General features: G+C 71.1%; 20 protein-coding genes. 12 read left to right on the forward strand and 8 right to left on the reverse strand.

The genetic code is table 11. The features are described 5' to 3' along the window. Positions 1 to 13 precede the first annotated feature (13 nt). Positions 14 to 526, forward strand: a complete 513-nt coding sequence (locus ACWDEW_RS44850) for an EF-hand domain-containing protein (RefSeq protein WP_450521530.1) — start codon at positions 14 to 16, stop codon at positions 524 to 526. Here the strand turns inward: ACWDEW_RS44850 and ACWDEW_RS44855 are convergent. Then, positions 510 to 2,063, reverse strand: coding sequence for a class I adenylate-forming enzyme family protein (locus ACWDEW_RS44855; protein WP_450521532.1), 1,554 nt, complete (start codon positions 2,061 to 2,063; stop codon positions 510 to 512). The genes ACWDEW_RS44850 and ACWDEW_RS44855 overlap by 17 nt on opposite strands. Before the next feature lie 86 nt (positions 2,064 to 2,149). On the opposite strand from ACWDEW_RS44855, the gene ACWDEW_RS44860 reads away from it, so the two are divergent. From ACWDEW_RS44860 to ACWDEW_RS44875, 4 genes are all read left to right on the forward strand, one after another. Further along, positions 2,150 to 3,346, forward strand: coding sequence for an amidohydrolase family protein (locus ACWDEW_RS44860; protein ID WP_450521534.1), 1,197 nt, complete (start codon positions 2,150 to 2,152; stop codon positions 3,344 to 3,346). Further along, a complete protein-coding gene (locus tag ACWDEW_RS44865) occupies positions 3,346 to 4,479 on the forward strand; it encodes an acyl-CoA dehydrogenase family protein (protein WP_450521536.1) in 1,134 nt (377 codons plus the stop codon). Before ACWDEW_RS44860 ends, ACWDEW_RS44865 begins: the two co-directional genes overlap by 1 nt. Positions 4,480 to 4,482: 3 nt before the next feature. Continuing rightward, the gene (locus ACWDEW_RS44870; protein WP_450521538.1) at positions 4,483 to 5,373 is read left to right on the forward strand and encodes an acyl-CoA dehydrogenase family protein; all 891 of its coding nucleotides are present in this window, start codon (positions 4,483 to 4,485) and stop codon (positions 5,371 to 5,373) included. Between the two features lie 509 nt (positions 5,374 to 5,882). Continuing rightward, positions 5,883 to 6,353: an ATP-binding protein gene (locus ACWDEW_RS44875; RefSeq protein WP_450521580.1), complete on the forward strand. Its 471-nt coding sequence runs from the start codon at positions 5,883 to 5,885 to the stop codon at positions 6,351 to 6,353. Positions 6,354 to 6,694: 341 nt separating this feature from the next. Here the strand turns inward: ACWDEW_RS44875 and ACWDEW_RS44880 are convergent, their stop codons facing one another. Next, complete coding sequence (locus ACWDEW_RS44880; RefSeq protein WP_450521540.1) at positions 6,695 to 7,651, reverse strand: cyclase family protein; 957 nt, start codon at positions 7,649 to 7,651, stop codon at positions 6,695 to 6,697. 95 nt (positions 7,652 to 7,746) lie between these two features. Here ACWDEW_RS44880 and ACWDEW_RS44885 point away from each other — a divergent pair, with 95 nt between their 5' ends. The 5 genes from ACWDEW_RS44885 (at position 7,747) to ACWDEW_RS44905 (ending at position 13,948) form a co-directional block, all read left to right on the forward strand. Then, positions 7,747 to 8,664, forward strand: a complete 918-nt coding sequence (locus ACWDEW_RS44885) for an SDR family oxidoreductase (protein WP_450521542.1) — start codon at positions 7,747 to 7,749, stop codon at positions 8,662 to 8,664. Between the two features lie 110 nt (positions 8,665 to 8,774). Continuing rightward, the gene (locus ACWDEW_RS44890) at positions 8,775 to 9,923 is read left to right on the forward strand and encodes an acyl-CoA dehydrogenase family protein (RefSeq protein WP_450521544.1); all 1,149 of its coding nucleotides are present in this window, start codon (positions 8,775 to 8,777) and stop codon (positions 9,921 to 9,923) included. After that, entirely contained in the window at positions 9,923 to 10,972 is a 1,050-nt protein-coding gene (locus tag ACWDEW_RS44895) for a Zn-dependent alcohol dehydrogenase (RefSeq protein WP_450521546.1), read from the forward strand. Before ACWDEW_RS44890 ends, ACWDEW_RS44895 begins: the two co-directional genes overlap by 1 nt. Positions 10,973 to 11,083: 111 nt before the next feature. Then, positions 11,084 to 12,376 carry an MFS transporter gene (locus ACWDEW_RS44900; protein ID WP_450521548.1) on the forward strand — a complete coding sequence of 431 codons (1,293 nt, stop codon included), beginning with the start codon at positions 11,084 to 11,086 and terminating at the stop codon, positions 12,374 to 12,376. A 393-nt stretch (positions 12,377 to 12,769) separates the two neighbouring features. Then, entirely contained in the window at positions 12,770 to 13,948 is a 1,179-nt protein-coding gene (locus tag ACWDEW_RS44905) for a lactonase family protein (RefSeq protein WP_450521549.1), read from the forward strand. A 33-nt stretch (positions 13,949 to 13,981) separates the two neighbouring features. Here the strand turns inward: ACWDEW_RS44905 and ACWDEW_RS44910 are convergent, their stop codons facing one another. Then, positions 13,982 to 15,070, reverse strand: coding sequence for a GlxA family transcriptional regulator (locus ACWDEW_RS44910; protein ID WP_450521551.1), 1,089 nt, complete (start codon positions 15,068 to 15,070; stop codon positions 13,982 to 13,984). A gap of 84 nt (positions 15,071 to 15,154) precedes the next feature. On the opposite strand from ACWDEW_RS44910, the gene ACWDEW_RS44915 reads away from it, so the two are divergent. Beyond that, positions 15,155 to 16,468, forward strand: coding sequence for an MFS transporter (locus ACWDEW_RS44915; RefSeq protein WP_450521553.1), 1,314 nt, complete (start codon positions 15,155 to 15,157; stop codon positions 16,466 to 16,468). A gap of 3 nt (positions 16,469 to 16,471) precedes the next feature. Here ACWDEW_RS44915 and ACWDEW_RS44920 read toward each other — a convergent pair whose 3' ends face one another. Both ACWDEW_RS44920 and ACWDEW_RS44925 read right to left on the reverse strand, forming a co-directional pair. Further along, complete coding sequence (locus ACWDEW_RS44920; protein WP_450521555.1) at positions 16,472 to 16,765, reverse strand: SCO0607 family lipoprotein; 294 nt, start codon at positions 16,763 to 16,765, stop codon at positions 16,472 to 16,474. 126 nt (positions 16,766 to 16,891) lie between these two features. Beyond that, the gene (locus ACWDEW_RS44925) at positions 16,892 to 17,500 is read right to left on the reverse strand and encodes a flavin reductase family protein (RefSeq protein WP_450521557.1); all 609 of its coding nucleotides are present in this window, start codon (positions 17,498 to 17,500) and stop codon (positions 16,892 to 16,894) included. Between the two features lie 222 nt (positions 17,501 to 17,722). Between ACWDEW_RS44925 and ACWDEW_RS44930 the strand changes: the two genes are divergently transcribed. After that, on the forward strand, positions 17,723 to 18,316 hold the full coding sequence (locus ACWDEW_RS44930) for an HAD family acid phosphatase (RefSeq protein ID WP_450521558.1): 594 nt from the start codon (positions 17,723 to 17,725) through the stop codon (positions 18,314 to 18,316). A 55-nt stretch (positions 18,317 to 18,371) separates the two neighbouring features. Here the strand turns inward: ACWDEW_RS44930 and ACWDEW_RS44935 are convergent, their stop codons facing one another. From ACWDEW_RS44935 to ACWDEW_RS44945, 3 genes are read right to left on the reverse strand one after another with little or no spacing between them, the layout of a single operon-like run. Continuing rightward, complete coding sequence (locus ACWDEW_RS44935) at positions 18,372 to 19,859, reverse strand: oxidoreductase (protein WP_450521560.1); 1,488 nt, start codon at positions 19,857 to 19,859, stop codon at positions 18,372 to 18,374. Positions 19,860 to 19,896: 37 nt separating this feature from the next. Continuing rightward, positions 19,897 to 20,685, reverse strand: a complete 789-nt coding sequence (locus ACWDEW_RS44940; protein WP_450521562.1) for an enoyl-CoA hydratase/isomerase family protein — start codon at positions 20,683 to 20,685, stop codon at positions 19,897 to 19,899. Then, a complete protein-coding gene (locus ACWDEW_RS44945) occupies positions 20,682 to 22,907 on the reverse strand; it encodes an acetate--CoA ligase family protein (protein ID WP_450521564.1) in 2,226 nt (741 codons plus the stop codon). The genes ACWDEW_RS44940 and ACWDEW_RS44945 overlap by 4 nt, the downstream gene beginning before the upstream one ends. Positions 22,908 to 22,910 lie beyond the last annotated feature (3 nt).

Below are 22,910 nucleotides of genomic sequence, written 5' to 3' on the forward strand. Positions count from 1 at the left end.
CGGCCCGAAAGACATGGTCAGCACCGAGTACGAGCGACGCATCGCCGCCCGGTTCGCCACCTTCGACCAGGACGGCAACGGCTTCATCGACCGCGAGGACTTCAACTCGGCGGCCAAGGCGCTGCTCGCGGAGTTCGGCACGGCGGCCCGCTCCGACAAGGGCCAGGCCCTGTACATCGGCGCGGAGGCGTTCTGGCAGGGCATGGCGGGCATCGCGGACCGGGACGGCGACCAGCGGGTCAGCCGGGAGGAGTTCGTGGGCGGCGCGGTCAAGCGGCTGCGCGACAACCCGGAGCGCTTCGCCGAGATCGGCCGCCCCTTCCTGCACGCGGCCCTCGACGTCGCGGACCCGGACGGCGACGGCTCGGCCACCATCGAGGACACCGTGCGCGTCCTCAAGGCTCTCGGGGTGCCCGACGACATCGCCGCCATGGCCGCCGACGCGCTCGACACGGACAGCGACGGCAAGGTCGGCGAGGCGGAGATCGTCTCCGCCTTCGCCCGCTATTTCACCGTCCCGGAATAGTCCCGGGATCCGTCCTCGGATCCGTCCCGGGATCCGAATAACGCTCCCGCAGCTTGTACTTGAGCACCTTGCGCAGTGTCTCGTTGCGCGGAAGGGCGTCCACGATCTCCAGCTGCTCGGGCAGCTTGTGCACGGACAGCCCTTCCGCGCGCAGATGGTCCGTCACGACGGACAGGGTCAACTCACCGGCCCCCGGCGGCTGTTCGACCACCGCGCACACCCGCTCCCCGCGCTCCGCGTCCGGCAGCCCCACGACGGCCACGTCACCGACGTCCGGATGCGCGGCGAGCAGGTCCTCGATCTCCTTCGCCGAGATGTTCTCGCCCTTGCGGATGATCACGTCCTTGAGCCGCCCGGTGAGAATGAGATGCCCGCTGTCGGTGACGACCCCCAGGTCCCCGGTACGCAGAAACCCGTCCGCGTCGAAGGCCTCCGCCGTCTGCGCGGGGTCCAAATACCCCTGGCACACGGCCTCCCCGCGCAGCCGCACCTCCCCGCCCTCCGCGATCCGTATCTCCATCCCCTCGGGCGGCCGTCCCTCGGTCGTGGCGAGGTTCTCGGTCGTGTCCTCCGGGTCGCCCATGGTGATCATCGGCACCTCGGTCATGCCGTATCCGTGGGTGAGCTGGACGCCCATCTCCCGTACGACGGAGTGGTAGACCTCCGGCGGCTTGGGCGCCCCGCCGCCGGCGAGCAGCCGCAGCGAGGGAATCACCTTCGTCCCCGGCTGCTTGCGCTGCTCGGCAAGGAACATGGAATAGAAGGCCGTTGACCCGCCGGCCACCGTCACCCCGTGCTTGCGGTACCCCTCCAGCGCGTCCGGCAGCGCGAACTGCTCGAACATCACCGCCGGGAAGCCGTACAGCAGCAGCATCACCGTGTAGTCGGGCCCCGCGATGTGCGCGTACGGGAATGCCATCGAGCCCACGTCGTCCGCCGTCAGCCGCAGCGCGTGCGCGAGACACGAGCCGCCCGCGATCAGCGAACGGTCCGTGTGCAGCACGCCCTTGGGGTCGGAGGTGGTGCCGGAGGTCCAGTAGATCCAGCGGACCGAGGTGCCGTCGGCGGGCGGCGCGGGCAGCAAGGCCGGGTCGCCGTCCGGGAGTTGGCTGCTCTCGTACGCCTCGAAGATCCCCTTCGCGCCGAGCCGCCGCGCCATCTCCGTGTGGTCGAAGCCGCGCCAGGTGCCGGGCACGGCGAAGTACTCGGCCTTCGACTCCCGCAGCGCGAAGCCGACTTCGCGGTCCCGGTAGAAGGGGATCACCGGCGTCTGTACGGCGCCCAGGCGGGCCAGCGCGAAGGAGAGCAGCGCGGTCTCGATCCGGGTGGGCAGCTGCCAGGCGACGACCGTGCCGGGGCGTACGCCCATGCCGTACAGGCCCGCCGCCACCCGCTCCGCCCGGTCCCGCAGCTCGCCGAAGGTCAGGGCGCGGTCGTCCTGGAGGAAAACGGGCCGGTCAGGGGTCAAGGCGGCACGGCGGACGACCAGTTCCCACAGCGTGGGGGCGGAACTCAGGGAGTACGGCGTCTCGTTCATGGTGCCCCCTCCTTGGCTGACGACTCGTCAGGTGACATGCTATCTGACGGGTCATCAGATAAGTACCGTCCGGCGGAGGGGAACCCATGACCACCGAACTGCCCCGCATCATCAGCGTCGACGACCACGTGATCGAACCCGCCCACCTCTTCGAGACCTGGCTGCCGGCGAAATACCGCGAGCGCGGACCCCAGCCGCTCACCGCCGGAATCGGCGAACTCGCCTACGTGGCGGGCAAATACCAGATCACGATGGACCCGGACGGTCCGCCCACGGACTGGTGGATCTACGAGGACCTCAAGTTCCCGTACAAGCGCAACATCGCCGCCGTCGGCTTCGACCGCGACGAGATGACCCTGGAGGGCATCACCCGCGAGCAGATGCGCAGGGGCTGCTGGGACCCCAAGGCGCGGCTCGCGGACATGGACCTCAACCATGTCGAGGGCTCCCTCTGCTTCCCGACCTTCCCGCGCTTCTGCGGCCAGACCTTCGCCGAGGCGCACGACAAGGAGGTCGCGCTCGCCTGTGTCCGCGCCTACAACGACTGGATGGTCGAGGAGTGGTGCGGCGACAGCGGCGGCAGGCTCATCCCGCTGTGCCTGATCCCGCTCTGGGACGTGGAGTTGGCGGTGGAGGAGATCAAGCGCAACGCGGCACGTGGGGTGAGGGCGGTGACGTTCTCCGAGATCCCCACCTACCTCGGACTGCCGTCCATCCACTCCGGCTACTGGGACCCGTTCTTCGCGGCCTGCCAGGAGACGGGGACGGTCGTCAACATGCACATCGGCAGCAGCTCCCAGATGCCCGCCGCCTCCCCGGACGCGCCCCCCGCCGTACAGGCCTCCCTCTCCTTCAACAACGCGATGGCCTCGATGATGGACTTCCTCTTCAGCGGGGTCCTGGTGGAGTTCCCGACCCTCAAACTCGCCTACAGCGAAGGGCAGATGGGGTGGATCCCGTACGCCCTGGAGCGCGCCGACGACGTGTGGGAGGAGCACCGTGCGTGGGGCGGCGTGCGCGACCTCATCCCGGACCCGCCCTCCACGTACTACTACCGCCAGATGTTCTGCTGCTTCTTCCGCGACAAGCACGGGGTCGCCTCCCTGGACGTGGTGGGGCGGGACAACGCGACCTTCGAGACCGACTACCCGCACGTCGACTCGACCTTCCCGCACACCAAGGAGGTCGCCCTCGACCACGTCAAGGGCCTCGACGACGAGACGGTCTACAAGCTGATGCGGGGCAACGCGATCCGCATGCTGGGCCTGGACCTCGACCGGTAATGGACCTCTCGTACACGGCCGAGGAGGACGAGTACCGGGCCCGACTGCGGGAGTGGCTCGCGAAGGTCCTTCCCACGCTGCCTCCGAAGCCGTCCCCCGACGACTGGCCGGGCAGGCGCGCCTACGACCTCGGCTGGCAGCGGATGCTGTACGACGCCGGGTACGGCGACGTGCACTGGGACGCGTCCCCGACCACCCGCCTCATCTTCCTTGAGGAGACCGAGAAGGCGGGCGCGCCTTATGTGGGGGCCAACTTCGTGGGGCTGTTGCACGCCGGCCCGACGATCGCCGCCGAGGGCACACCCGAGCAGCGGGAGCGCTGGCTGCCGCCCGTGCTGCGCGGCGACGAGGTGTGGTGCCAGGGGTTCAGCGAACCCGAGGCCGGTTCCGACCTCGCGTCGTTGCGCACGCGCGCGTGGCGGGACGGCGACGACTACGTGGTGACCGGTTCCAAGATCTGGACCTCGCACGCCGAAGTCGCCGACTGGTGCGAGTTGTTGGTCCGTACGGACCCTTCCGCGCCGAAGCACCGGGGGATCAGCTGGCTCGCCATGCCGATGCACGCGCCGGGCATCACCGTACGGCCGCTGCGGACGCTCGCCGGGTCCGCGGAGTTCGCCGAGGTGTTCCTCGACGAGGTGCGGGTGCCTGTCGGCAACCGGGTGGGGGACGAGAACGACGGGTGGCGCGTGACGATGGTGACGCTGTCGTTCGAGCGCGGTACGGCCTTCGTGGGTGAGGTTGTCGCCTGTCGGCGGGTGTTGGGTGAACTCGCGGTCGAGGCGCGGCGGAACGGGCGGTGGGACGACCCCGTGCTGCGGCGGCAACTGGGGCGGTTGAACGCGGAGTTCCGGGCGTTGTGGCGGCTCACGCAGTGGAACGTGAGCGAGGCGGAGGCCTCCGGCGGCGTTCCGGGTGTGGGCGGGTCGGTCTTCAAACTCCGGTACTCGCACGCCCGTCAGGAGCTGTACGACGTGGCGGCGGAGGTGCTGGGGGTGGACTCGCTGGATCTGGAGCGGCCTTGGGTGCTCGATCGGTTGTCGTCGCTGTCGTACACGATCGCTGCGGGGACCTCGCAGATCCAGCAGAACATCGTCGCCGAGCGGATTCTCGGGTTGCCGAAGGGGAGGTGAGCGGTGCGGTTTCAACTGACGGATGATCAAAGGGCGTTGCGGGATGCAGTGCGGGGTGTGGTCGGTCGTTCGTCGTCCGCGGGTCCGTCGTGGCTTGTCGCGCAGCTCCCCGCGCCCCCAAAGGCTCCTCGGGTGGACCGGGGTTTGTGGCGGGCCCTCGGGGACCTTGGGCTGTTCTCCCTGCGACTGTCCGAAGCCGACGGCGGAGCCGGACTCGGGCTGCCCGAAGCCGTGTTGGCGTTCGAAGAGGTTGGGGCGGCGCTGGTGCCTGGGCCGTTGGTCGCTACGCATCTTGCTGCCGGGGTGGTTCCAGGGGCCGCCACCGGGGAGACCGTGGTCGCCGCTGCCGATGGGCGGCTCGTGGAGTGGCTGGACGAGGCCGATGTCGTATTGCCGGGGGCCGAGGGGGCCGTAGCGCTGCGGTCGGTGGATCCGTTGACGCCGTTGCATCGGGTGCCGGCGCCGGCGCGGGTCGAGCCTGTCGCCGTGCTGCTCACCGCTGCCGAGCAGCTCGGTACGGCCGGCCGGGTGTGTGGGCTCGCGGTGCAACACGCCCGGACGCGGGAGCAGTTCGGGCAGCCGATCGGGGGCTTCCAGGCCGTGAAGCACCTGTGCGCGCAGTCGCTGGTGCGGGTCGAGGTGGCGCGGGCCGCGGTGTACGCGGCGGCCGTGACCGGGGATCCGGTGGACATCGCGGCGGCCCGGCTGCTGGCCGACGAAGCGGCCGTGCGCGGGGCCCGGGACTGTCTGCAGGTGCACGGCGGGATGGGCTTCACCTGGGAGTCCGAGGTGCATCTGCATCTGAAACGGGCATGGGTGCGGGCCCAGCGTGGTGGCGGGAACACGGAGAGTGAGGAGCTGCTCGCCGCCGATCTGGTGGGCGAAGCGGTGTAGTGGGGTGCCTGCCTGCGGCGACCGGAACGGCTCCGACAACGGTGTCGCGGATCGTGGCACACAGGAATCACACAGCGTTGATATCGGGTTGTGTCCCAGGCGTGACTCGTCACGGCCTGGAGTCGCCTCGGGGCTCCGGTACCTTGTGTGGGATGCGAGTGGTTCAAGGTACGAGCCATGCCGGAGTTGCCTGTGAGGCGGCTCCGGATCGGGCGGTGCGCTCCGCAGTTCGTATGGCAGAACGGGCTTTCACCCCTGCCTGTTCGACTCCCCGCGATGAGCGTCGCACAGTATCCCGCACGCGTACTCCTTCGCGCTGGAATATGCCCGAAGCGCTTGTTGGGGTGACGGAACGTCAATCATGCTGTCTCGCAAGGGATTCACGTTCCGTGACCCTGGCTCCGGTCGTTGTTCTGGCCATGCAGAAAATGGCTACGATCGTGGCCCTCGTGAGGCGCGAGGCTATGTGTCCGCCGGTTCGGATGGTGTGAGCGGTGCAGGTGCTTCAAGTGCAGCTGGAGATCCGGCCCGACCCCGCAGAGGTGGGGCGGGCCAGGAGATGGGCGCGCTCCCGGCTCGCCGGGTCCGGGATAGAAGCAGACGAACCGCTCGCGGAGACGCTGATCCTGCTGGTCTCCGAACTCGTCACCAACGCGGTGGTGCACACCGGCTGTCCGGCCGTGCTGCGGCTCTCCCTGCCGGACGGGGCGGACGAGTCGGCCACGGTCCGCCTGGAGGTCGCCGACACCAGCTGTACGGCCCCCGTGCCGCGTTGCGCGGACGGTGACGAGACCGGTGGCCGCGGACTGGCGCTGGTGGACGGCCTCGCCGACCGCTGGGGCTGGAGCGCCGAGGGCACCGGCAAGCGCATCTGGTGCGAGCTGGACCGGGGCAGCCAACCCCGGGACGCGGCCGCCGCGTTCGGGGGCGGTGTCACGGCGTACGGGGGTTTCGAGGGCTTCGCGTACGAAGCCGTGTAGGTGCTGTCTGCAAGTGCCCGGCGGAGATGCGCCGGGCCGTGCTTCCGTGCGCGCCCTGCGACAAAGCGGTGCTTAGGGAACAAATCCCCGAACGGGCGTTGACGCGACGTGACCGTTTGGTCACGCTTGTGGGCAGCGATTCGCCGCGAGGGGACGACGAGGGCTTCGGTGACGGGGGCCCTCGGCGAGTGTGGGTCGTGTTCGGCGTGGGTTCCCTCGGGGCCGGGGGCCGGGACGGGTACGCCGGAGTCGGATGGCGGCAGCGCGGTGCCGTGCTCGGGGCGGGCAGCAGCGCGCCGCCATCCGACCGTAAGTCCGGCCCTCGTCAAAACCGGACTGACCTAGAGGATGGCGATCGGGGCCACCGGGGTTCCCGTGGCGCCCACGAAAGGTTCGGGCATCGCCGACAGGAAGAACGTGAAGCGGTTCTCTTGTCCACAAGCTGTGGACAACTCTTCGAGATTCCAGTTCTGCCCCTGGAGCATCCCCATCTCGACCAGGTCGAGGGCGTGCACCGGCAGCCACAAGTCCTCGATCTCCGGCGGAAATATCTCGAACGTGAGGGTGTCGTTGGCGACCGCCGCGACATCCCGCGCGTGGAACCACTCCGGCGTGCGGATCGAGAGGCCGGGCGAGGGGTAGCCGTAACCGTGCTTGTCGCCGGACAGGTACACCTGCACCTGTCCGGTCCGTACGAGCACGATGTCGCCCGCGCGGACCTGCGTGCCGGCGAGTTGCTCGGCGGCCTCCAGGTCCTCCGGGGTCACCGCGTGACCGCCTTCGAGCCGGTCGACGCCCCGCGCGCGTGCCACGTCGAGCAGGACCCCGCGCGAGACGATGTGCCGCGCCTTGTCGATACCGCTGAACTCGGCGCCCCCGTGGGCCGTCACGGTGCCGGCCGGGCGGCCGTTGTAGAGCTTCCCCGAGTGCGAGACATGGGTCAGCGCGTCCCAGTGGGTGCCCGCCTGCAGCCCCATGGTCACGGCGTCGTCGCTGCACGCGACCGTCCCCGGACCGAAGAGCTCCTGGTTGATCTGCACCATCGCGTGCAGCGGGTTGACCCGGCCCGGGATCATCCCCGTCTGCACGCCGTCGTGTTGGAGGGGGAGGGCGAGCGGGATACGGCGGCCGGTCCGGATCTCGGCCGCCGCCCGTTGGACCACCTCGTCGGTGATCAGGTTCAGGGTGCCGATCTCGTCGTCCGGTCCCCAACGGCCCCAGTTGTTCACGCGCTTGGCGATGTCGTGGAACTCCGGACCGAGTGCCGGCGGTGACGTCGGTGACGGCGGCAGTGACATCGGGGCCTCCCCGGGGCTTGTCCTCAGGCATCTGACGGGTCGTAGAATCTGAGTCGAATCTAACGGACCGTCAGAAACTGCGGGAGGGGCCGGACATGGGGAACTTCTTGGCAGGCAAGGCCGTCGCCGTCACGGGCGCGGGCCGGGGCATCGGCCGGGCGGTCGCGCTGGCGGCGGCGGCCGAGGGGGCGCGGGTCGTCGTCAACGACTACGGCGTCTCGATGGACGGCGCGTCACCGACGAGCGAGATCGCCGAGGGGGTCGTCAAGGAGATCGAGGCGGCGGGGGGCGAGGCCGTCGCCGTCGCCGACGACATTTCCACGATGGCGGGAGGGCAGCGGGTCGTCGACGTCGCGCTGTCCTCGTACGGGCGGCTCGACGGTGTCGTGTGTGTCGCCGGGATTCTGCGGGAGCGGATGCTCTTCAACATGTCCGAGGAGGAGTGGGATCCCGTTCTCGCCACGCATTTGAAGGGGACGTTCACCGTTTTCCGGGCGGCTTCGGCGGTGATGCGGAAGCAGCGGGGCGGGACGTTGATCGGGTTCACCAGCGGGAACCACCAAGGGTCTGTTTCGCAGGCCAACTACAGCGCGGCCAAGGGCGGGATCATCTCGCTGGTGCGGAGCGCCGCACTGGGGCTGAACAAGTACGGGGTGACCGCCAACGCGGTGGCGCCTGTTGCCCGTACGCGGATGTCGGCGAACGTTCCCATGGAGTTGGCGGAGATCGGGTCGCCGGAGGACGTGGCGGCGATGGTCGTCTATCTGCTGTCGGATTCGGCTCGGGAGGTCGGTATCACCGGGCAGGTTTACACCGTCGCGGGGCCGAAGATCGCGGTGTGGGCGCAGCCTCGGGAGTTGCGGTCCGCGTATGCCTCTGCCTCCGGCGGGTGGACGGCTGAGAAGATCGCGGAGTTTCTGCCGGGGTCCGTGGGGGTGGATCCGATGCCGATGCTTTCTCGGTTGCAGGAGATGGAGAGGGCCGCGCGGGAAGGGAGTCGACCCAACACCTAAGGGGTGGGGGCTTTGGGCTGTGGGGCGGGTGCGGGTGTGTGCGGGCTGGTCGCGCAGTTCCCCGCGCCCCTTGGGCGGGAAACCTGAGCGGTGTTCTGAGGAGAGCCTCTGTGGACTTTGGATTCACTGGCGCGGATGAAGAGTTTCGGGCCGAAGCTCGGGCCTGGCTCGCTGAGCACGCTGATTCCGTTCAGGATCGACGGGTTTGGGAACGCACTCTTGGCAAAAGCGGCTGGATCGGGCTGGGTTGGCCCGAGGGCGGCTACGGAAATCGCACCGCCACTCTCACTCAGCAGGTCGCCTGGGCCGAGGAGTATGCGCGGTCGGACGCGCCGCCCCGGTCCGGGCACATAGGCGAGAACCTGCTCGCCCCCACCCTCATCGCACACGGCACCGACGAGCAGAAGTCCCGCTTCCTGCCCCCCATTGCCGCGGGGGACGAGTTGTGGTGTCAGGGGTACAGCGAGCCCGGGGCGGGGTCCGATCTGGCCGGGGTGCGGACCGTGGCCGTACGGGAGGCGGACGGGTACCGGATCAGCGGGCAGAAGATCTGGACCTCGCTCGCGCATGAGGCCGACTGGTGTTTTGTGCTGGCGCGGACCGAGGCGGGGTCGCGGCGGCATCACGGGCTGAGTTTTCTGCTGGTGCCGATGGATCAGCCGGGGCGTGTCGAGGTGCGGCCCATCCGACAGCTGACCGGGACGAGTGAGTTCAACGAGGTGTTCTTCGATGGGGCGTTGGCGCGGGGCGAGCATCTTGTGGGGGGTGAGGGCGGCGGTTGGGGGGTCGCCATGAGTCTGCTCGGGTTTGAGCGGGGGGTTTCGACCCTGGCCCAACAGATCGGGTTCGCACGGGAGTTGGGGCGGGTCGTCGAGGCCGCCGTCGCTTCCGGTGCCGTGCTCGATCCCGTCGTACGCGATCGACTCGTGCGGCAGTGGGCCGAGTTGCGGACCATGCGGTGGAACGCCCTGCGGACGCTGGGGCGGGCCGGGGACGCCGGGGCGCCCAGTGTGGCCAAGCTGTTGTGGGGCGGGTGGCATCAGCGGCTCGGGGAGCTGGCGATGTCGGTGCGGGGAGCCGGGGCGGCGGTGGGGCCGGTGGACTGGTCGCCGTCGCTGTCGTACGAACTCGACGTGTTTCAGCACCTGTTCCTCTTCTCGCGGGCCGACACGATCTACGGCGGCTCGGACCAGGTTCAGCGCACGATCATCGCCGAGCGGGTGCTCGGTCTGCCCAGGGAACCCAAGGGGGTCGTCTGATGCGCGGTGTGGTCTTCGACGGCAAGCAGATCCAGGTCGTGGACGATTTGGAGGTGCGGGAGCCCGGGGCGGGGGAAGTGCTGGTCGCCATTTCCGCGGCCGGGCTGTGTCACAGCGATCTGTCCGTGGTGGACGGGACCATTCCTTTTCCTGTCCCTGTGGTGTTGGGGCATGAGGGGGCGGGGGTGGTGGAGGCCGTGGGTGTGGGCGTCACCCATGTGGCGCCCGGAGATCATGTGGCCCTGTCCACACTCGCCAACTGCGGGACCTGCGCCGAGTGCGACCGGGGGCGGCCGACCATGTGCCGGCAGGCCATCGGGCGGCCGGGGAAGCCGTTCACGCGGGGCGGGCAGCCGGTCTACCAGTTCGCCTCCAACTCCGCCTTCGCGGAACGGACCGTGGTGAAGGCCGTGCAGGCCGTGCGGATACCCAAGGACATTCCGATGCCGTCCGCCGCGCTCATCGGGTGCGGGGTGCTGACGGGGGTCGGCGCCGTGCTGAACCGGGCGCGGGTCGATCGCGGGGAGAGCGTCGTCGTCATCGGGACCGGGGGGATCGGGCTCAATGTCATTCAGGGGGCGCGGATCGCGGGGGCCTCGACGATCGTCGCCGTCGACGCGAATCCCGGGAAGGAGGGCGTGGCGCGGCAGTTCGGGGCCACGGACTTCCTCACCTCGACCGAGGGGGTGCGGGAGATTCTGCCGAACGGGGCCGATCACGCGTTTGAGTGCGTGGGGCGGGTGGAGCTGATCCGGCAGGCGGTGGATCTGCTGGACCGGCACGGGCAGGCCGTTCTGCTGGGTGTGCCCGCGGCCACCGCCGAGGCCTCCTTCCTCGTCTCGTCCATGTACCTGGACAAGTCGATCCTCGGCTGCCGGTACGGGTCCTCCCGGCCGCAGCGGGACATCGCCCTGTACGCCCGGCTGTACCGCGAGGGGCGGCTGCTGCTCGACGAGTTGGTGACCGAGACCTATCCCGTCGAGGACTTCGAGAAGGCGGCGGGGGACGCGGAGGCGGGGCGGGTGGCCCGGGGCGTGCTGACCTTCTGACGGTCCGGGGTTTCCGCGTCCCGGCGGTGCGTGACGGGTGCACGACGGGAGTTGTCCACAGGTGGGGAAATCCCGTGGGGCGTTGTCGGTCCCGGACCGTAGCGTGCCTGCATGACCTACCGCGACGTCGTCTCCCGACAGGTCCTGACCTGGGCCTGCACCGCCGTCGGCGCCCGCATGCCCGTGGCCATGGCCCCGCTCGCCCTGGTCTTCCTGGTGCGCGAGCGACCCGGCGGCTACTCGCTGGGCGCGATCATCGCGGCGGCGTACGTCCTTGGGGAGATCGTCGCCGCCCCGGTGCTCGGGATGCGGCTGCGGCCGGAGCGGGCCCGGGGGCAACTGGCGGTCGGGCTCGGGCTCGGCGCGGCGGGTTTCCTGGGGCTCGGGTTGTTTCCGGGCGCGCATCCCGTCGTCCTCGCCGGGTTCGCCTGTCTCGCCGGGGCCGCCCCGGCCGCCGCGACCGGTGCGCTGCGCACCCTGCTCAGCTCGCTGGTGCCGGAGCGGTCCGTGGCGCAGGCGCTGTCCGTCGAGTCGATCCTCACGGCGGGGGTCTGGGCGCTGTCCCCGGCCGCCGTGGCCGGGCTGGCGCTCGCTGTCGCACCGCGCGTTCCGCTGCTGCTCGCGGCCGGTCTGATGGCCTCCTCGGTCGGCGGGCTGTGGCTGCTGCCGGCGGGGTGGGACGCGGGTGGCACGGAGGGGGCCGGCGGGAGTGGCGCTCCGCTGCGCCAGGTGCTGGTCGGTGCCTGGCCGGTCTATGTCACGGGCGCGGCCAGCCTGACCCTGCTCGGACTGTCGGAACTCGTACTGCCCGCCCTGCTCGAACAGCGCGGCATCGGTGTCGGCTGGTCCGGTCCGCTGCTGGCCGGGATGGCGGTGGGCGGCGGCCTCGGTGCCTTCCTCTACGGCCTGCGCGGGTGGCCGGGACTGCTGCGTACCCGCAGCCTGGTGCTGATGGCCGGGACCTCGGCCTGCGTCGCTCTCGCCGCGCTGATACCGAGCACGCCCGGGATCGCGGTCGCGCTCGTCCTGGGCGGCACGCTCCAGTCGGGCGCGATGATCACCCGCAATCTGTCCCTGCGCGAAGTGCTGCCGCCCGGCGCCCTGGCCGCCGGCTACTCGGTCATGTACGCGGCGGCAGGGGCGGGTTACGCGGCGACGGGGTCGCTGGCCGGGGCGCTGCTCAAGGTGACGGCGCCGTCGACGGCGATCCTGGCGGGAGTGGCCCTGACCGCGCTGCTGACCGTGACCGGGTGGTGGGGGGAGGTGCGGCGTGCGGGCCGGGTGTCGGGGGCGGGCCGGGTGTCGGAGGGTGCCGATGTCGCCGATGTCGCCGTGGCGGATGGGGGTGTCGGCGGCGGGGCGGTGGTCGACGGCGGGGATCGGGCCGGGCCGTTCGGTCCCTGAAGTTGCGGGTCGCGATGGGGTGTCGGCGGCGGGGCGGTGGCCGGCGGCGGAGATCGCGCCGGACCGTTCGGTCCCTGAAGTGCGGGTCGAGATGAGGGTGCCGGTGGCGGGCCGGTGGCTGACGGCGGGGATCGGGCCGGGCCGTTCGGTCCCTGAAGTTGCCGGTCGCGAAGGGGAGTTGGTGGCGTTTGCGACGCGAGGTCGGTGGAGTCGGCGGTGATTCTTACGAAGCTCGGACGTCGTACCCTGGTGAGATTTTTGTCCGCTTATGTACCGCGGTCGCGGGCTAGCGTTACAGCCGTCCGGCAGTGAGCGCGAGTCGCTCCTCCGGTTCCTGATCCCGCGTTCCGCGTTCGTTCCGCATGCCGTTTTCCGCAAGAGGAGTACCCACACATGGCTCTCGCCAAGGCCCGTGCCTCCCGCACCTCCCGCGCCGCCCGGATCGCCCGCACGGCGGGTACGGGCGCCGTCGCGCTCGCCGCCGGGGCCCTCTTCGCCGCCCCCGCCGCCAGCGCCGCCGACGGGCACCGCGGCTCCGACTCCCGCGCCCACCACGGCAGTTCGGCGGTGTTCGTGCAGACCGACGACACGACCGCCAACTCCGTGGTCGCCTACGACCGCGCCGCCGACGGCACCCTCGGCCAGAAGGGCGTCTACCGCACCGGGGGCAAGGGTGGCGTCCTGGCAGGCACCGTCGCCGACCACCTGGCCTCGCAGGGGTCGCTCGCCTACGACCGGCACAACCAGCTGCTCTACGCCGTCAACGCGGGCAGCGACACCGTGACCGTCTTCGCCGTGCACGGCACCCACCTGCGCCGCGTCCAGGAGATCTCCAGTGGCGGGCAGTTCCCGGTCAGCGTCACCTTCCACGGCGACCGCGTCTACGTCGCCAACGCGCTCGGCGGCGGTTCCGTGCAGGGCTTCGTGCGGACCGGCGAGCGGCTGGTCAAGGTTCCCGCCTGGCACCGCGAACTCGGCCTGGCCGCGACCGCTTCGGCCATAGGGCAGATCTCCTTCACTCCCGACGGCTCCAAGCTCGTGGTCACCACCAAGGCCGCCGGGCAGAGCATCGACGTCTTCCCGGTCAGCCGGTACGGCGGCCCGTCCGCGCGGCCCGTGGTGACCCCGCTGCCGGGGGCCGTGCCGTTCGGCTTCGACTTCGACTCCGCCGGGCGGATCCATGTGACGGAGGCCGGGACGAACTCGGTGGGCACCTTCGCCGTCGCCCGTGACGGCGGACTGACCGCGAAGGGCACCGTCGCGACCGGCCAGGCCGCCACCTGCTGGGCGGTCACGGCCGCGGGCAACGTGTACGTCTCCAACGCCGCCAGCGGTACGGTGTCCGGCTACCGGGTCGGCCCCCAGGGCAAGTTGACCGCGCTGGGCAACACGGCGACCGACGCCGGCACGGTGGACGCGGCGGCCTCCTCGGACGGCCGGTACCTGTACGTCCAGACCGGAATCAAGGGCATCGTCGACGAGTTCCGGGTCGACAAGAACGGGGCGCTCACCGAGATCGGCTCGGTCGTGGTGCCGGGCGCCGTCGGCGGGGAGGGCATCGTCGCGGGCTGACCGGCAGGAGGGCGAGATGCCCGGGGCACGGGTTCAGGACGCGGCGCCGACACCGCCGTAACTCCTGGATCCGCTGCCCTCGGACCTGCCGGACCTGCCGGCGGTGCCCGTGCGGAACGTGCGGCGGTAGGCCGTCGGAGTGACTCCGAGCGCCGCCTGCAGATGCTGGCGCATCGACTGGGCGGTGCCGAAGCCCGCGTCCGTGGCCACCTGGTCCATGGACAGGTCGGTGGACTCCAGCAGGTGCCGGGCGCGTTCGACGCGCTGCTGGGTGAGCCACTGGCCGGGGCTGACCCCGACCTCCTCGCGGAAGCGACGGGTGAAGGTGCGTACGGACATCGCCTCCTGCTCCGCCATGTCGCGCAGCTGGATCGGCTCGTGCAGCCGGCCCAGCGCCCAGGCCCGGGCGGCGGTCGTGGTCGCCAACTGCGGGTCGGGGACCGGGCGGTGGATGTACTGCGCCTGCCCGCCGTCACGGTGCGGCGGTACGACCGTGCGGCGGGCCACGTCGTTGGCGACGGCGGTGCCGAAGTCCCGGCGGACCATGTGCAGGCACAGATCGATCCCGGCCGCGACACCCGCCGAGGTCAGGACGTCGCCGTCGTCGATGAACAGCACGTCCGCGTCGACCTCGATCCGCGGGAAGAGCCGCTGGAAGCGTTCGGCGTCCGCCCAGTGCGTGGTCGCCGGGCGCCCGTCGAGGAGACCTGCGGCGGCGAGGACGTAGACGCCCGTGCAGATCGACGCGAGGCGGGTGCCGGGGCGGATGTGGGCGAAGGCGGCGGCGAGTTCGGGGGTGAGGACACCCTCCTCGAAGACGGGGCCGAGTTCGTACGACGCCGGGACGATCACCGTGTCGGCGGTGGCCAGCGCCTCCGGCCCGTTCGGGACCTGGACGGCGAAGTCGGCGTCGGTGTCGACGGGGCCCGGCGGCCGGACCGAACACGTCACGACCTCGTACAGCAGCCGCCCCTCGGCGTCCCTGGGCCGCCCGAAGATCCGGTGCGGGATGCCCAGCTCGAAGGGGAGCAGCCCGTCGAGGGCGAGCACGACGACACGGTGCGGGCGGAAACCGTCGGTGGCGGTGGCGGTGGCATTGGCGGTCGCGGTGACTGTGGCCATGACCCGATTGTATGGCCCGATCCTAGTGAATGCTGTCCTTCGGGCCAATGGATCGGATCCGTCGCAGGCCGGAAGCTGTATGGCGTGACCCAGACAACGGAACCGACCGCCGCTCCGACCGAAGCCCGGCCCACCCCGCGCCTACGCATCCACCGCGCCTGGTTCGTCGCCGCCGTCACCTTCGTGACGATCATCGGCGCGGCGGCCTTCCGTTCGCTGCCGGGGCTGCTGATCGATCCGCTGCACCAGGAGTTCGGCTGGTCGCGCGGGACGATCGGGGCCGCGGCCTCCATCAACCTCGCGCTGTACGGACTGACGGCCCCCTTCGCGGCGGCGCTGATGGACCGCTTCGGGATCAGGCGCGTCGTCGCGGTCGCGCTGACCGTGATCGCGCTCGGCTCCGGCCTGACGGTGTGGATGACCGCGCCTTGGCAACTCCTGCTGTGCTGGGGCCTGTTGGTGGGTCTGGGCAGTGGTTCGATGGCGCTGGCCTTCGCCGCGACGGTCACCAACCGCTGGTTCACCGAGCGGAAGGGCCTGGTCACCGGCATCCTCACCGCCGCCTCGGCCTCCGGCCAGCTGATCTTCCTGCCGCTGCTGTCCTGGATAGTCGAGGAGCACAGCTGGCGCCCGGCGGCCGTGACCGTCTCCCTCGCGGCCCTCACGGTCGTCCCCTTCGTGTGGCTGCTGCTGCGCGACCACCCGGCGGACGTGGGCGCGAAGCCGTACGGCGCGACGGAGTTCGTACCGAAGCCGGAACCCGTGCCGGGCGCGGCCCGTCGCACGGTCTCCGTCCTGTTCAAGGCGGTCCGCACCGGCCCCTTCTGGCTGCTGGCCGGCACCTTCGCGATCTGCGGCGCCTCCACCAACGGCCTGATCCAGACCCACTTCGTGCCCGCGGCCCACGACCACGGCATGCCCATCACGGCCGCGGCCTCGCTGCTCGCGGTGATCGGCGTCTTCGACGTGGTCGGCACGATCGCCTCCGGCTGGTTCACCGACCGCTTCGAACCCCGCCGCCTGCTCGCCGTCTACTACGCCCTGCGCGGCATCTCCCTCCTCTTCCTCCCCATGCTGCTGGCGCCGACGGTCCACCCGCCCATGCTCTTCTTCATCGTCTTCTACGGCCTCGACTGGGTCGCCACCGTCCCCCCGACCCTCGCCCTGTGCCGCGAGCAGTACGGCGAGGACAGCGCGATCGTCTTCGGCTGGGTGCTCGCCTCGCACCAGATCGGCGCGGCGCTCGTCGCCTTCCTGGGCGGGGTCGCACGGGACGCGTTCGGCTCGTACGACATGGTCTGGTACGTGTCCGGGGCGCTGTGCGCTGTGGCGGCGCTGATGGCGCTGGTGATCCGGCGGCGGCCGGTCGTGGGCATGCGGCCGGTGGCCGTGGCGTGACGGCTACGGGGCCGAGGTGACGTTCCCCTTCGCGTCCACGGTGTGGGTCTCCCAGTAGGTGTCCCACTTGTCGCCGACGTGCTGCGGCACCTTCCCCTTCGGGTAGCGCGTGTAGCCGCTCGGCGGGGCGTCGCCGTTCTTGACGCAGGCGCCGCCCGCGGTGCTGCCCACGGCCAGGACCGGGTACTCGCCCGAGCCGCACATGGCGTCCTCCATGGAGAACGAGCAGGCGGACAGCAGCGCGGCGGTGGATAGCAGGACGGAAGCGAGAACGGCGACTCGCGTGCGCTGGCTCATGGTCGAGGTCCCCCGGTCGGATGCTCGAATCGGTCTGGGAGCAAGGCTGTCGGAGGAGCGGCGGACGTTCATGAGTACGTGGGCCCAGAACCGCAGTGCGGGTTACTCAGGGGAACTGAGGAGCAATCAGAGGAACCGGCCCCGGTGGAACAACAGCGGTGCCTCGTCCCCGTCCTCCGCCGTGCCCAGCCCGTCCACCCGCCCCACCACGATCAGATGGTCGCCCCCGGTGTGCACCGCGTGGATCGTGCAGTCGATCCAGGCGGCGGCGCCGGCCAGGCGCGGGGAGCCGGAGACCGGGGAGGCGTCGTACGGCACGCCGGCGAACTTGTCGGTGCCGCGCACCGCGAAGCCGCGGCACAACTCGCCCTGGTGGGCGGCGAGTACGTTCACGCAGAAGACGCCGGCGCGGGCGATGCGCGGCCAGGTCGTGGACGTACGGCCGACCATGAAGACGACGAGCGGCGGGTCGAGGGAGAGCGCGGAGAACGACTGGCAGGCGAAGCCGGCGGGGCCGGGCTCGCCGGCCGCCGCGGGGGCGGTGATCACCGTCACGCCGGTCGCGAAGTGGCCCAGCACGCGCCGGAATTCGCCGTGCTCGACCGGTGCGCGCTCGTCGTCCGCGACGCACCGGAGCTCCGGCCGCGGCAGCGCCTCGACAGGCTGCGCGGCCGGAGCGCCTCCGGACGACCTGAGGTAGCGGACGGCGGCGGCGGCCGCTCCTGCGTGTCCCATCACACCACCCATTGAAGCTGACGGGCCATCAGATAGGAAGGGGTGCGGGCGGCGGGGGTTCCGACAGCTCGTTCACAGACTCCCGGGAAGAACATGGGAGTTACGACGCCGCACGGACCTCCCTGAGTCACTCCCCGCACACCCGTCCGCAGCAGAGTTCCGCAACGACCGCCGCCGGTACGGAACCGGTGGCCGCCGCGACCCCCGAGGAGCATCCACCCGATGAACCGTCTCACCGCACGCGGCACCGCAGTTGCCGCCGTGGCCGGCCTCGCCCTGACCCTCGCCGCCGCCCTGCCCGCGCAGGCCGCCGACTCGACCGTCACCGAGTCCCAGTGGCTGTCCGACGTCGCCGCCGTCACCGGCCCCGCGCAGACCTACGTCGACTCCCGTGCCGCCGCCAACACCTCGGGCGCCAGGCTGGCGATCGTCCTCGACATCGACAACACCTCGCTGGCGTCCTACTTCGAGGGCGGCTACCCCACCCCGGCCACCGCACCGGTACTCGCCCTGGCCAAGGACGCGCACGCCAAGGGGGTCAGCGTCTTCTTCGTCAGCGCCCGCACCAACCTGATCGACGTGGCCACCAAGTACAACCTGACGAACGTCGGTTACACCGTCGAGGGCCTCTACACCCGCACGCTCATCGACATCGCGAGCGAGAGCGTCGCCGACTTCAAGACCTCCCAGCGCAAGGCGATCGAGGCGAACGGCTACGACATCGTCGCCAACATCGGCAACAACACGACCGACCTGACGGGCGGTTACGCGGACACGACGTACAAACTCCCGGACTACGACGGCCTGTTGGACTGACGCGCGGCGCGCGGCCGGCACGCGGGGACCCCCGCCGAGCACGTCGGCGGGGGTCTCAGCTCTTGTTCAGCGACCGGGTCACGCCCGCGACCACGGCGGTCGTGAGCAGCCAGCCCGCCGCGATCAGGGCGTAGGAGAGCCATTGCGCGGAGCTTCCCTCCGCCCAGTACCAGGTGGTGCGCTGGCCGAGGCCGCCGAACGGGATCAGCAGGTCGAGGGTGTAGACGAGGGCGTTGAACCGCGGTCCTTGCCCGGCCTGGACCCGGATCGGCTTCTGGTGACCGAAGACGACCGTGCCGAGGACGGCCAGGGCCACGATCCACACTCCGGCCAGCCAGGGCCGGTAGCCGTAGCCGACCACGGCATCGAGCAGGTGCCCCCACACCCGGCCGGCCGGATGCAGGGTGCTGCGGCGGTGGCGCTGCTTGGCCAGCAGCACCTTGCGGGCGTCGTCCTCGTGGCCGACCTGTCGGTACCAGCTCGCCAACTGCTCGTAGGGCTGCGGGGCGTAGCCGGGCTCGCGGCGGACCCACTCGACGCGGCGGTTCACGTCGTAGCCGCGCAGACCGTCCTCGGACTGGACGGAGGCGTAGTCGAACCCCTGGAGCCGTACGACGTCCGGCCAGCTGTTCTCGCCGTCGTGCAGGACCGAGACACGGGCCCCGCGCAGGTCCACCGCACCGGAAGGGGGTGCGGCGGGTGTGAAGTGGAGCTCGCCCGCCTGCATCCGTGAGCAGTCCAGGGCCACGTCCGGCCCGCTCAAAAAGGCGCTGTCGAAGGTGAGTTGGTCGGATATCTGGGCGCCGCGCAGCTGCACGGTCCCGGTGGCGGTGAAGCCCTCCGAGAAGGCCACGGTCTGGGCCACCGCGTTGTCCGCGACGAGCGCGGGGCCGTCGGGGTTGTCGAGGCGGGCGCCCTCCATGAACAGGCCGCCGGGCAGGTGGGCCCCCAGCAGCCGGATCCCCCCGTGGGCGGTGAATCCCCGACGGCAGAAGATCCCGCCCTCCATGACCAGACCGCCGGCGAACAGCGCCCAGCCTTCCGGGTCCGACAACACCGCCCCGCCCAGCTGCAGTTCGCCCGCGATCCGCGCCCGCATGAGCGACAGTCTGCCGTGCAGGACCGAACGCCTCAGGTCGAGGGTGCCCTCGACGGAGGCCAACGTGGCGTCGATGCCCGGTACCTGGCAGCCGGCGATGCCGATCGTCCGGGTGGCGGCTCCGCGGAGACTCGGACCCTCCTCGAACCAGCAGCCCTCGAACCGCAGCAGGTGCCCGATCTCCGCGTCGGCCAGGTCGAGTTGGCCGGTGATCCGCGCACCGATGACCCGCAGCGCGGTGACCGACCCCGGCGGTGCGGCGTTGGCTCCCCGCGCCAGTGCCGTCACGACAGCGGCCCGAAGCGTCCGCTCGGGTCCCCAGCCCGCCCCCTCCGCCGGATCGTTCTCGTCCGGTGCGCCCACGCGCAGGTCCACCAGACGGCCTTCGGGGAAGGCGTCCCACAACTCCTGTTCGGGCGGCGTCATTTCTCCGTACGACAGCATCCACACAGCGTAGAGAGCGAGGTCCGCCGCGCGGGCATCAGCGTCCCCGGTACTCCGGACTCCGCCGCTCCACGAAGCTCGCCACGCCCTCCCTCGCGTCCTGTGTCGTCATGTTGATCTCCTGGGCCGCCGCCTCCGCCGCGAACGCGGTCGCGCGGTCGCTGTCCAGGGAGGCGTTGACGAGCTGCTTGGTGAGGGCGAGGGCGCGGGTCGGGCCGGTGGCCAGGCGGTGCGCCCACTCGCGGGCCGTCTTCTCCAACTCCCCGTCCGGGACCACCCGGTTGACGAGGCCGAGGCGTTCCGCGTCCGTGGCGGTCAGGACGTCGCCGAAGAACATCAGCTCCTTCGCCCGCTGCGGGCCGATCAGGCGGGGGAGCAGATAGGCGCCGCCGCCGTCCGGGATCAGGCCCCGGCGGACGAACACCTCGATGAACCGCGCCGACTCCGCGGCCAGGACGAGGTCGCAGGCGAGGGCCAGATGCGCGCCCAGGCCCGCCGCCGTGCCGTTCACCGCGGCGATCACCGGTTTCTCGCAGTCCAGGACGGCGGCGATCAGGCGTTGCGCGCCCAGGCGGATCGTGCGGGCCACGTCTCCGGCCACCCGTTCGCCGTTCGCCGCCCCGCCGCCCCTCAGGTCGGCGCCCGCGCAGAAGCCGCGTCCGGTGCCGGTGAGGACCACCGCCCGTACGGACGGGTCGGCCGATGCGTCGTTCAAGGTGGCGATCAGAAGGTTCCGTTGGTCCGGGGTGATCGCGTTCATGGCCTCGGGGCGGTTCAGGGTGAGGTACGCGACCTGGCCCGAGACGGTGTGCACGACCTCGCTCATCGGCACACCGCCAGCGCGTCCAGGGCCACCGCGCCCTGTCCCCGGGGCAGCACCATCAGCGGGTTGATGTCCAACTCGGAGAGCACGTCGCCCAGTTCGAGGGCCATGCGCTGCACGCGCAGGATCACCTCCACCAGCGCGTCCAGGTCCGCCGGCGGTCGCCCCCGTACCCCGTCGAGCAGGGGACGGCCGCGCAGTTCGCCGAGCATCGTGGCCGCCTGGTCCTCGCCGAACGGCGGCACCCGTACGGCCACGTCCCGCAAGACCTCGACCAGCACCCCGCCAAGCCCGACCGTCACCGTCGGCCCGAACAGGTCGTCCTGGGTGACGCCCACCACCATCTCGACGCCCCGCTCGACCATCTGGCAGACCAGCACGCCGTCGAGGGTCACGTCCTCGTAGCGGGCGATGTCGGTCAACTCGCGGTAGGCATCGCGGACCTGGCTGGCCGAGGTCAGTCCGACCTTCACCAGGCCCAGTTCCGTCTTGTGGGCGATCTGGCCGCCCGACGCCTTCATCACCACCGGGTAGCCCACCAGGCCCGCCGCCCGTACGGCCGCCGCCGCGCTGGTCACCAGCTGCTCGCGGGGCACCCGGATGCCGTAGGCCCGCAGCAGTTGTTTCGCCGCGTGCTCGCTCAGCTGCTGGCCGGGGCGCATCAGGGCCTGGGCCTTGCGGAAGGAGGGGGAGAGGGCGCGGGGGGCCTCGTCGAAGGGGGAGCGGTAGGCGTGGACGAAGCGGTGGTGGGAGAAGTAGGCGCGCAGTGCCGTGATGCAGTTGCCGACCGTCCGGAAGGTGGCCACCCGGGAGGAGCCCAACAGGACGTCCCGGTAGGCCGGTTCGGTGCCGACCGGTGAACCCCACACCACGCACACCAGCTTGTCGGTGCGTTCGGCCGCGGCGACCAGGTCCTCGACCAGCTTGTCGCTCAGCGGCGGGAAGGGGCCCGTGATCGGGCACACCAGGACGCCCACCTCCGGGTCGTCGAGGATCGCGTCGATGATCTTCCGGCCGCGCCAGTCGCCCACCGGGTGACCGCCGTTGTCCACCGGGTTCGCCACGCTCAGGTACGGCGGTATCCACTCGTGCAGCTCGGCCTGCTTGGCGGCCGACAGCTGCGGCAGTCGTAGCCCCGCCTCGCTCGCCAGGTCGGCGAAGTGGGCGCCGGTGCCGCCGGAGATCGAGTACACGACGACCCCGTCCGCGACGGGCGCCTTCGCCCGCGCCAACAGGCTTGCCGTGTCCTGGAGTTCGTCCAGGCCGTCGACGCGCAGCACGCCGTACTGGCGCATCGCCGCGTCCACCACCGTGTCCGCACCGGTGAGTTTGCCGGTGTGGGAGGCGGCGGTACGGGCCCCGGTCTCGGTGCGGCCGACCTTCACCGCGACGACGGGCACCTTGCGGCGGGCGGCGCGGTCGGCGGCGAGCAGGAAGGCGCGGCCGTCCTTGAGGCCCTCCAAGTAGCAGGCTATGGCGCCGACTTCGGGGCGTTCGGCGAAGTAGGAGATGAAGTCGGCCGTTTCCAGGTCGGCCTCGTTGCCGGTGGGTGCCCAGTGGGAGAGGCGGATGCCGAGTTCCTGGAGGGCGAACACCGGGCGGCCCTGGTGGCCGGACTGGGTGATGAGCGCGATCGCGGGGCCGTCCAGGTCCTCGCGGAAGTTCTCGAAGGCGTTGAGGTTGGTGTTCGGGCCGAGCAGACGGAGCCCGGACCGGCTCACGGCGGCGGCGAGTCGCTCCTGCGCCAGTGCGCCCTCCTCGCCCGTCTCCGCGAAGCCGGACGCGAAGGCGACCGCGAACTTCGCCTTCGCCTCGGCCAGTTGCTCGATGACGGGGAGCGGGTCGGCCACCAGCACCACGGCCAGGTCGACCTGTTCGGGGAGATCGGGGACGCTGGGGAAGCAGGGGACGCCGAAGACCGTCGTACGGGTGGGATGCACCGGGTGCAGGCGCGCCCCCACCCGGTCGGCCCAGGCCATGAGCTGGCGGGTGATGCCCGTGTTCGGGCGTCCCTCCGCGTCCGAGGCGCCGATCACGGCGACCGACTCGGGGCGGAAGAAACGGTCCAGGTCGGGTACGCCGGCGTACAACGGCCGCCCGCCGACATCGAGATCGTCGACGTCGGCGGGCCTTCCGTGGACGGCGGGGCCGGGTTGCTCACCGCAGGCGATGACCCGGGCCCGGCGGGAGTCGGTGGTGAGGGTGCCGTGGGTTGATCCAAGCATCGG

It is taken from the genome of Streptomyces sp. NPDC001100 (assembly GCF_053598575.1).

What these genes read in the sequence shown, in the direction of transcription:
- ACWDEW_RS44930 (WP_450521558.1), top strand. Translation starts at nt 17,723, where the DNA reads ATGAACCGTCTCACCGCACGCGGCACCGCAGTTGCCGCCGTGGCCGGC.
- ACWDEW_RS44940 (WP_450521562.1), bottom strand. Translation starts at nt 20,685, where the DNA reads ATGAGCGAGGTCGTGCACACCGTCTCGGGCCAGGTCGCGTACCTCACC.
- ACWDEW_RS44925 (WP_450521557.1), bottom strand. Translation starts at nt 17,500, where the DNA reads ATGGGACACGCAGGAGCGGCCGCCGCCGCCGTCCGCTACCTCAGGTCG.
- ACWDEW_RS44860 (WP_450521534.1), top strand. Translation starts at nt 2,150, where the DNA reads ATGACCACCGAACTGCCCCGCATCATCAGCGTCGACGACCACGTGATC.
- ACWDEW_RS44885 (WP_450521542.1), top strand. Translation starts at nt 7,747, where the DNA reads ATGGGGAACTTCTTGGCAGGCAAGGCCGTCGCCGTCACGGGCGCGGGC.
- ACWDEW_RS44900 (WP_450521548.1), top strand. Translation starts at nt 11,084, where the DNA reads ATGACCTACCGCGACGTCGTCTCCCGACAGGTCCTGACCTGGGCCTGC.
- ACWDEW_RS44910 (WP_450521551.1), bottom strand. Translation starts at nt 15,070, where the DNA reads ATGGCCACAGTCACCGCGACCGCCAATGCCACCGCCACCGCCACCGAC.
- ACWDEW_RS44905 (WP_450521549.1), top strand. Translation starts at nt 12,770, where the DNA reads ATGGCTCTCGCCAAGGCCCGTGCCTCCCGCACCTCCCGCGCCGCCCGG.
- ACWDEW_RS44880 (WP_450521540.1), bottom strand. Translation starts at nt 7,651, where the DNA reads ATGTCACTGCCGCCGTCACCGACGTCACCGCCGGCACTCGGTCCGGAG.
- ACWDEW_RS44945 (WP_450521564.1), bottom strand. Translation starts at nt 22,907, where the DNA reads ATGCTTGGATCAACCCACGGCACCCTCACCACCGACTCCCGCCGGGCC.
- ACWDEW_RS44865 (WP_450521536.1), top strand. Translation starts at nt 3,346, where the DNA reads ATGGACCTCTCGTACACGGCCGAGGAGGACGAGTACCGGGCCCGACTG.
- ACWDEW_RS44855 (WP_450521532.1), bottom strand. Translation starts at nt 2,063, where the DNA reads ATGAACGAGACGCCGTACTCCCTGAGTTCCGCCCCCACGCTGTGGGAA.
- ACWDEW_RS44850 (WP_450521530.1), top strand. Translation starts at nt 14, where the DNA reads ATGGTCAGCACCGAGTACGAGCGACGCATCGCCGCCCGGTTCGCCACC.
- ACWDEW_RS44935 (WP_450521560.1), bottom strand. Translation starts at nt 19,859, where the DNA reads ATGCTGTCGTACGGAGAAATGACGCCGCCCGAACAGGAGTTGTGGGAC.
- ACWDEW_RS44920 (WP_450521555.1), bottom strand. Translation starts at nt 16,765, where the DNA reads ATGAGCCAGCGCACGCGAGTCGCCGTTCTCGCTTCCGTCCTGCTATCC.
- ACWDEW_RS44895 (WP_450521546.1), top strand. Translation starts at nt 9,923, where the DNA reads ATGCGCGGTGTGGTCTTCGACGGCAAGCAGATCCAGGTCGTGGACGAT.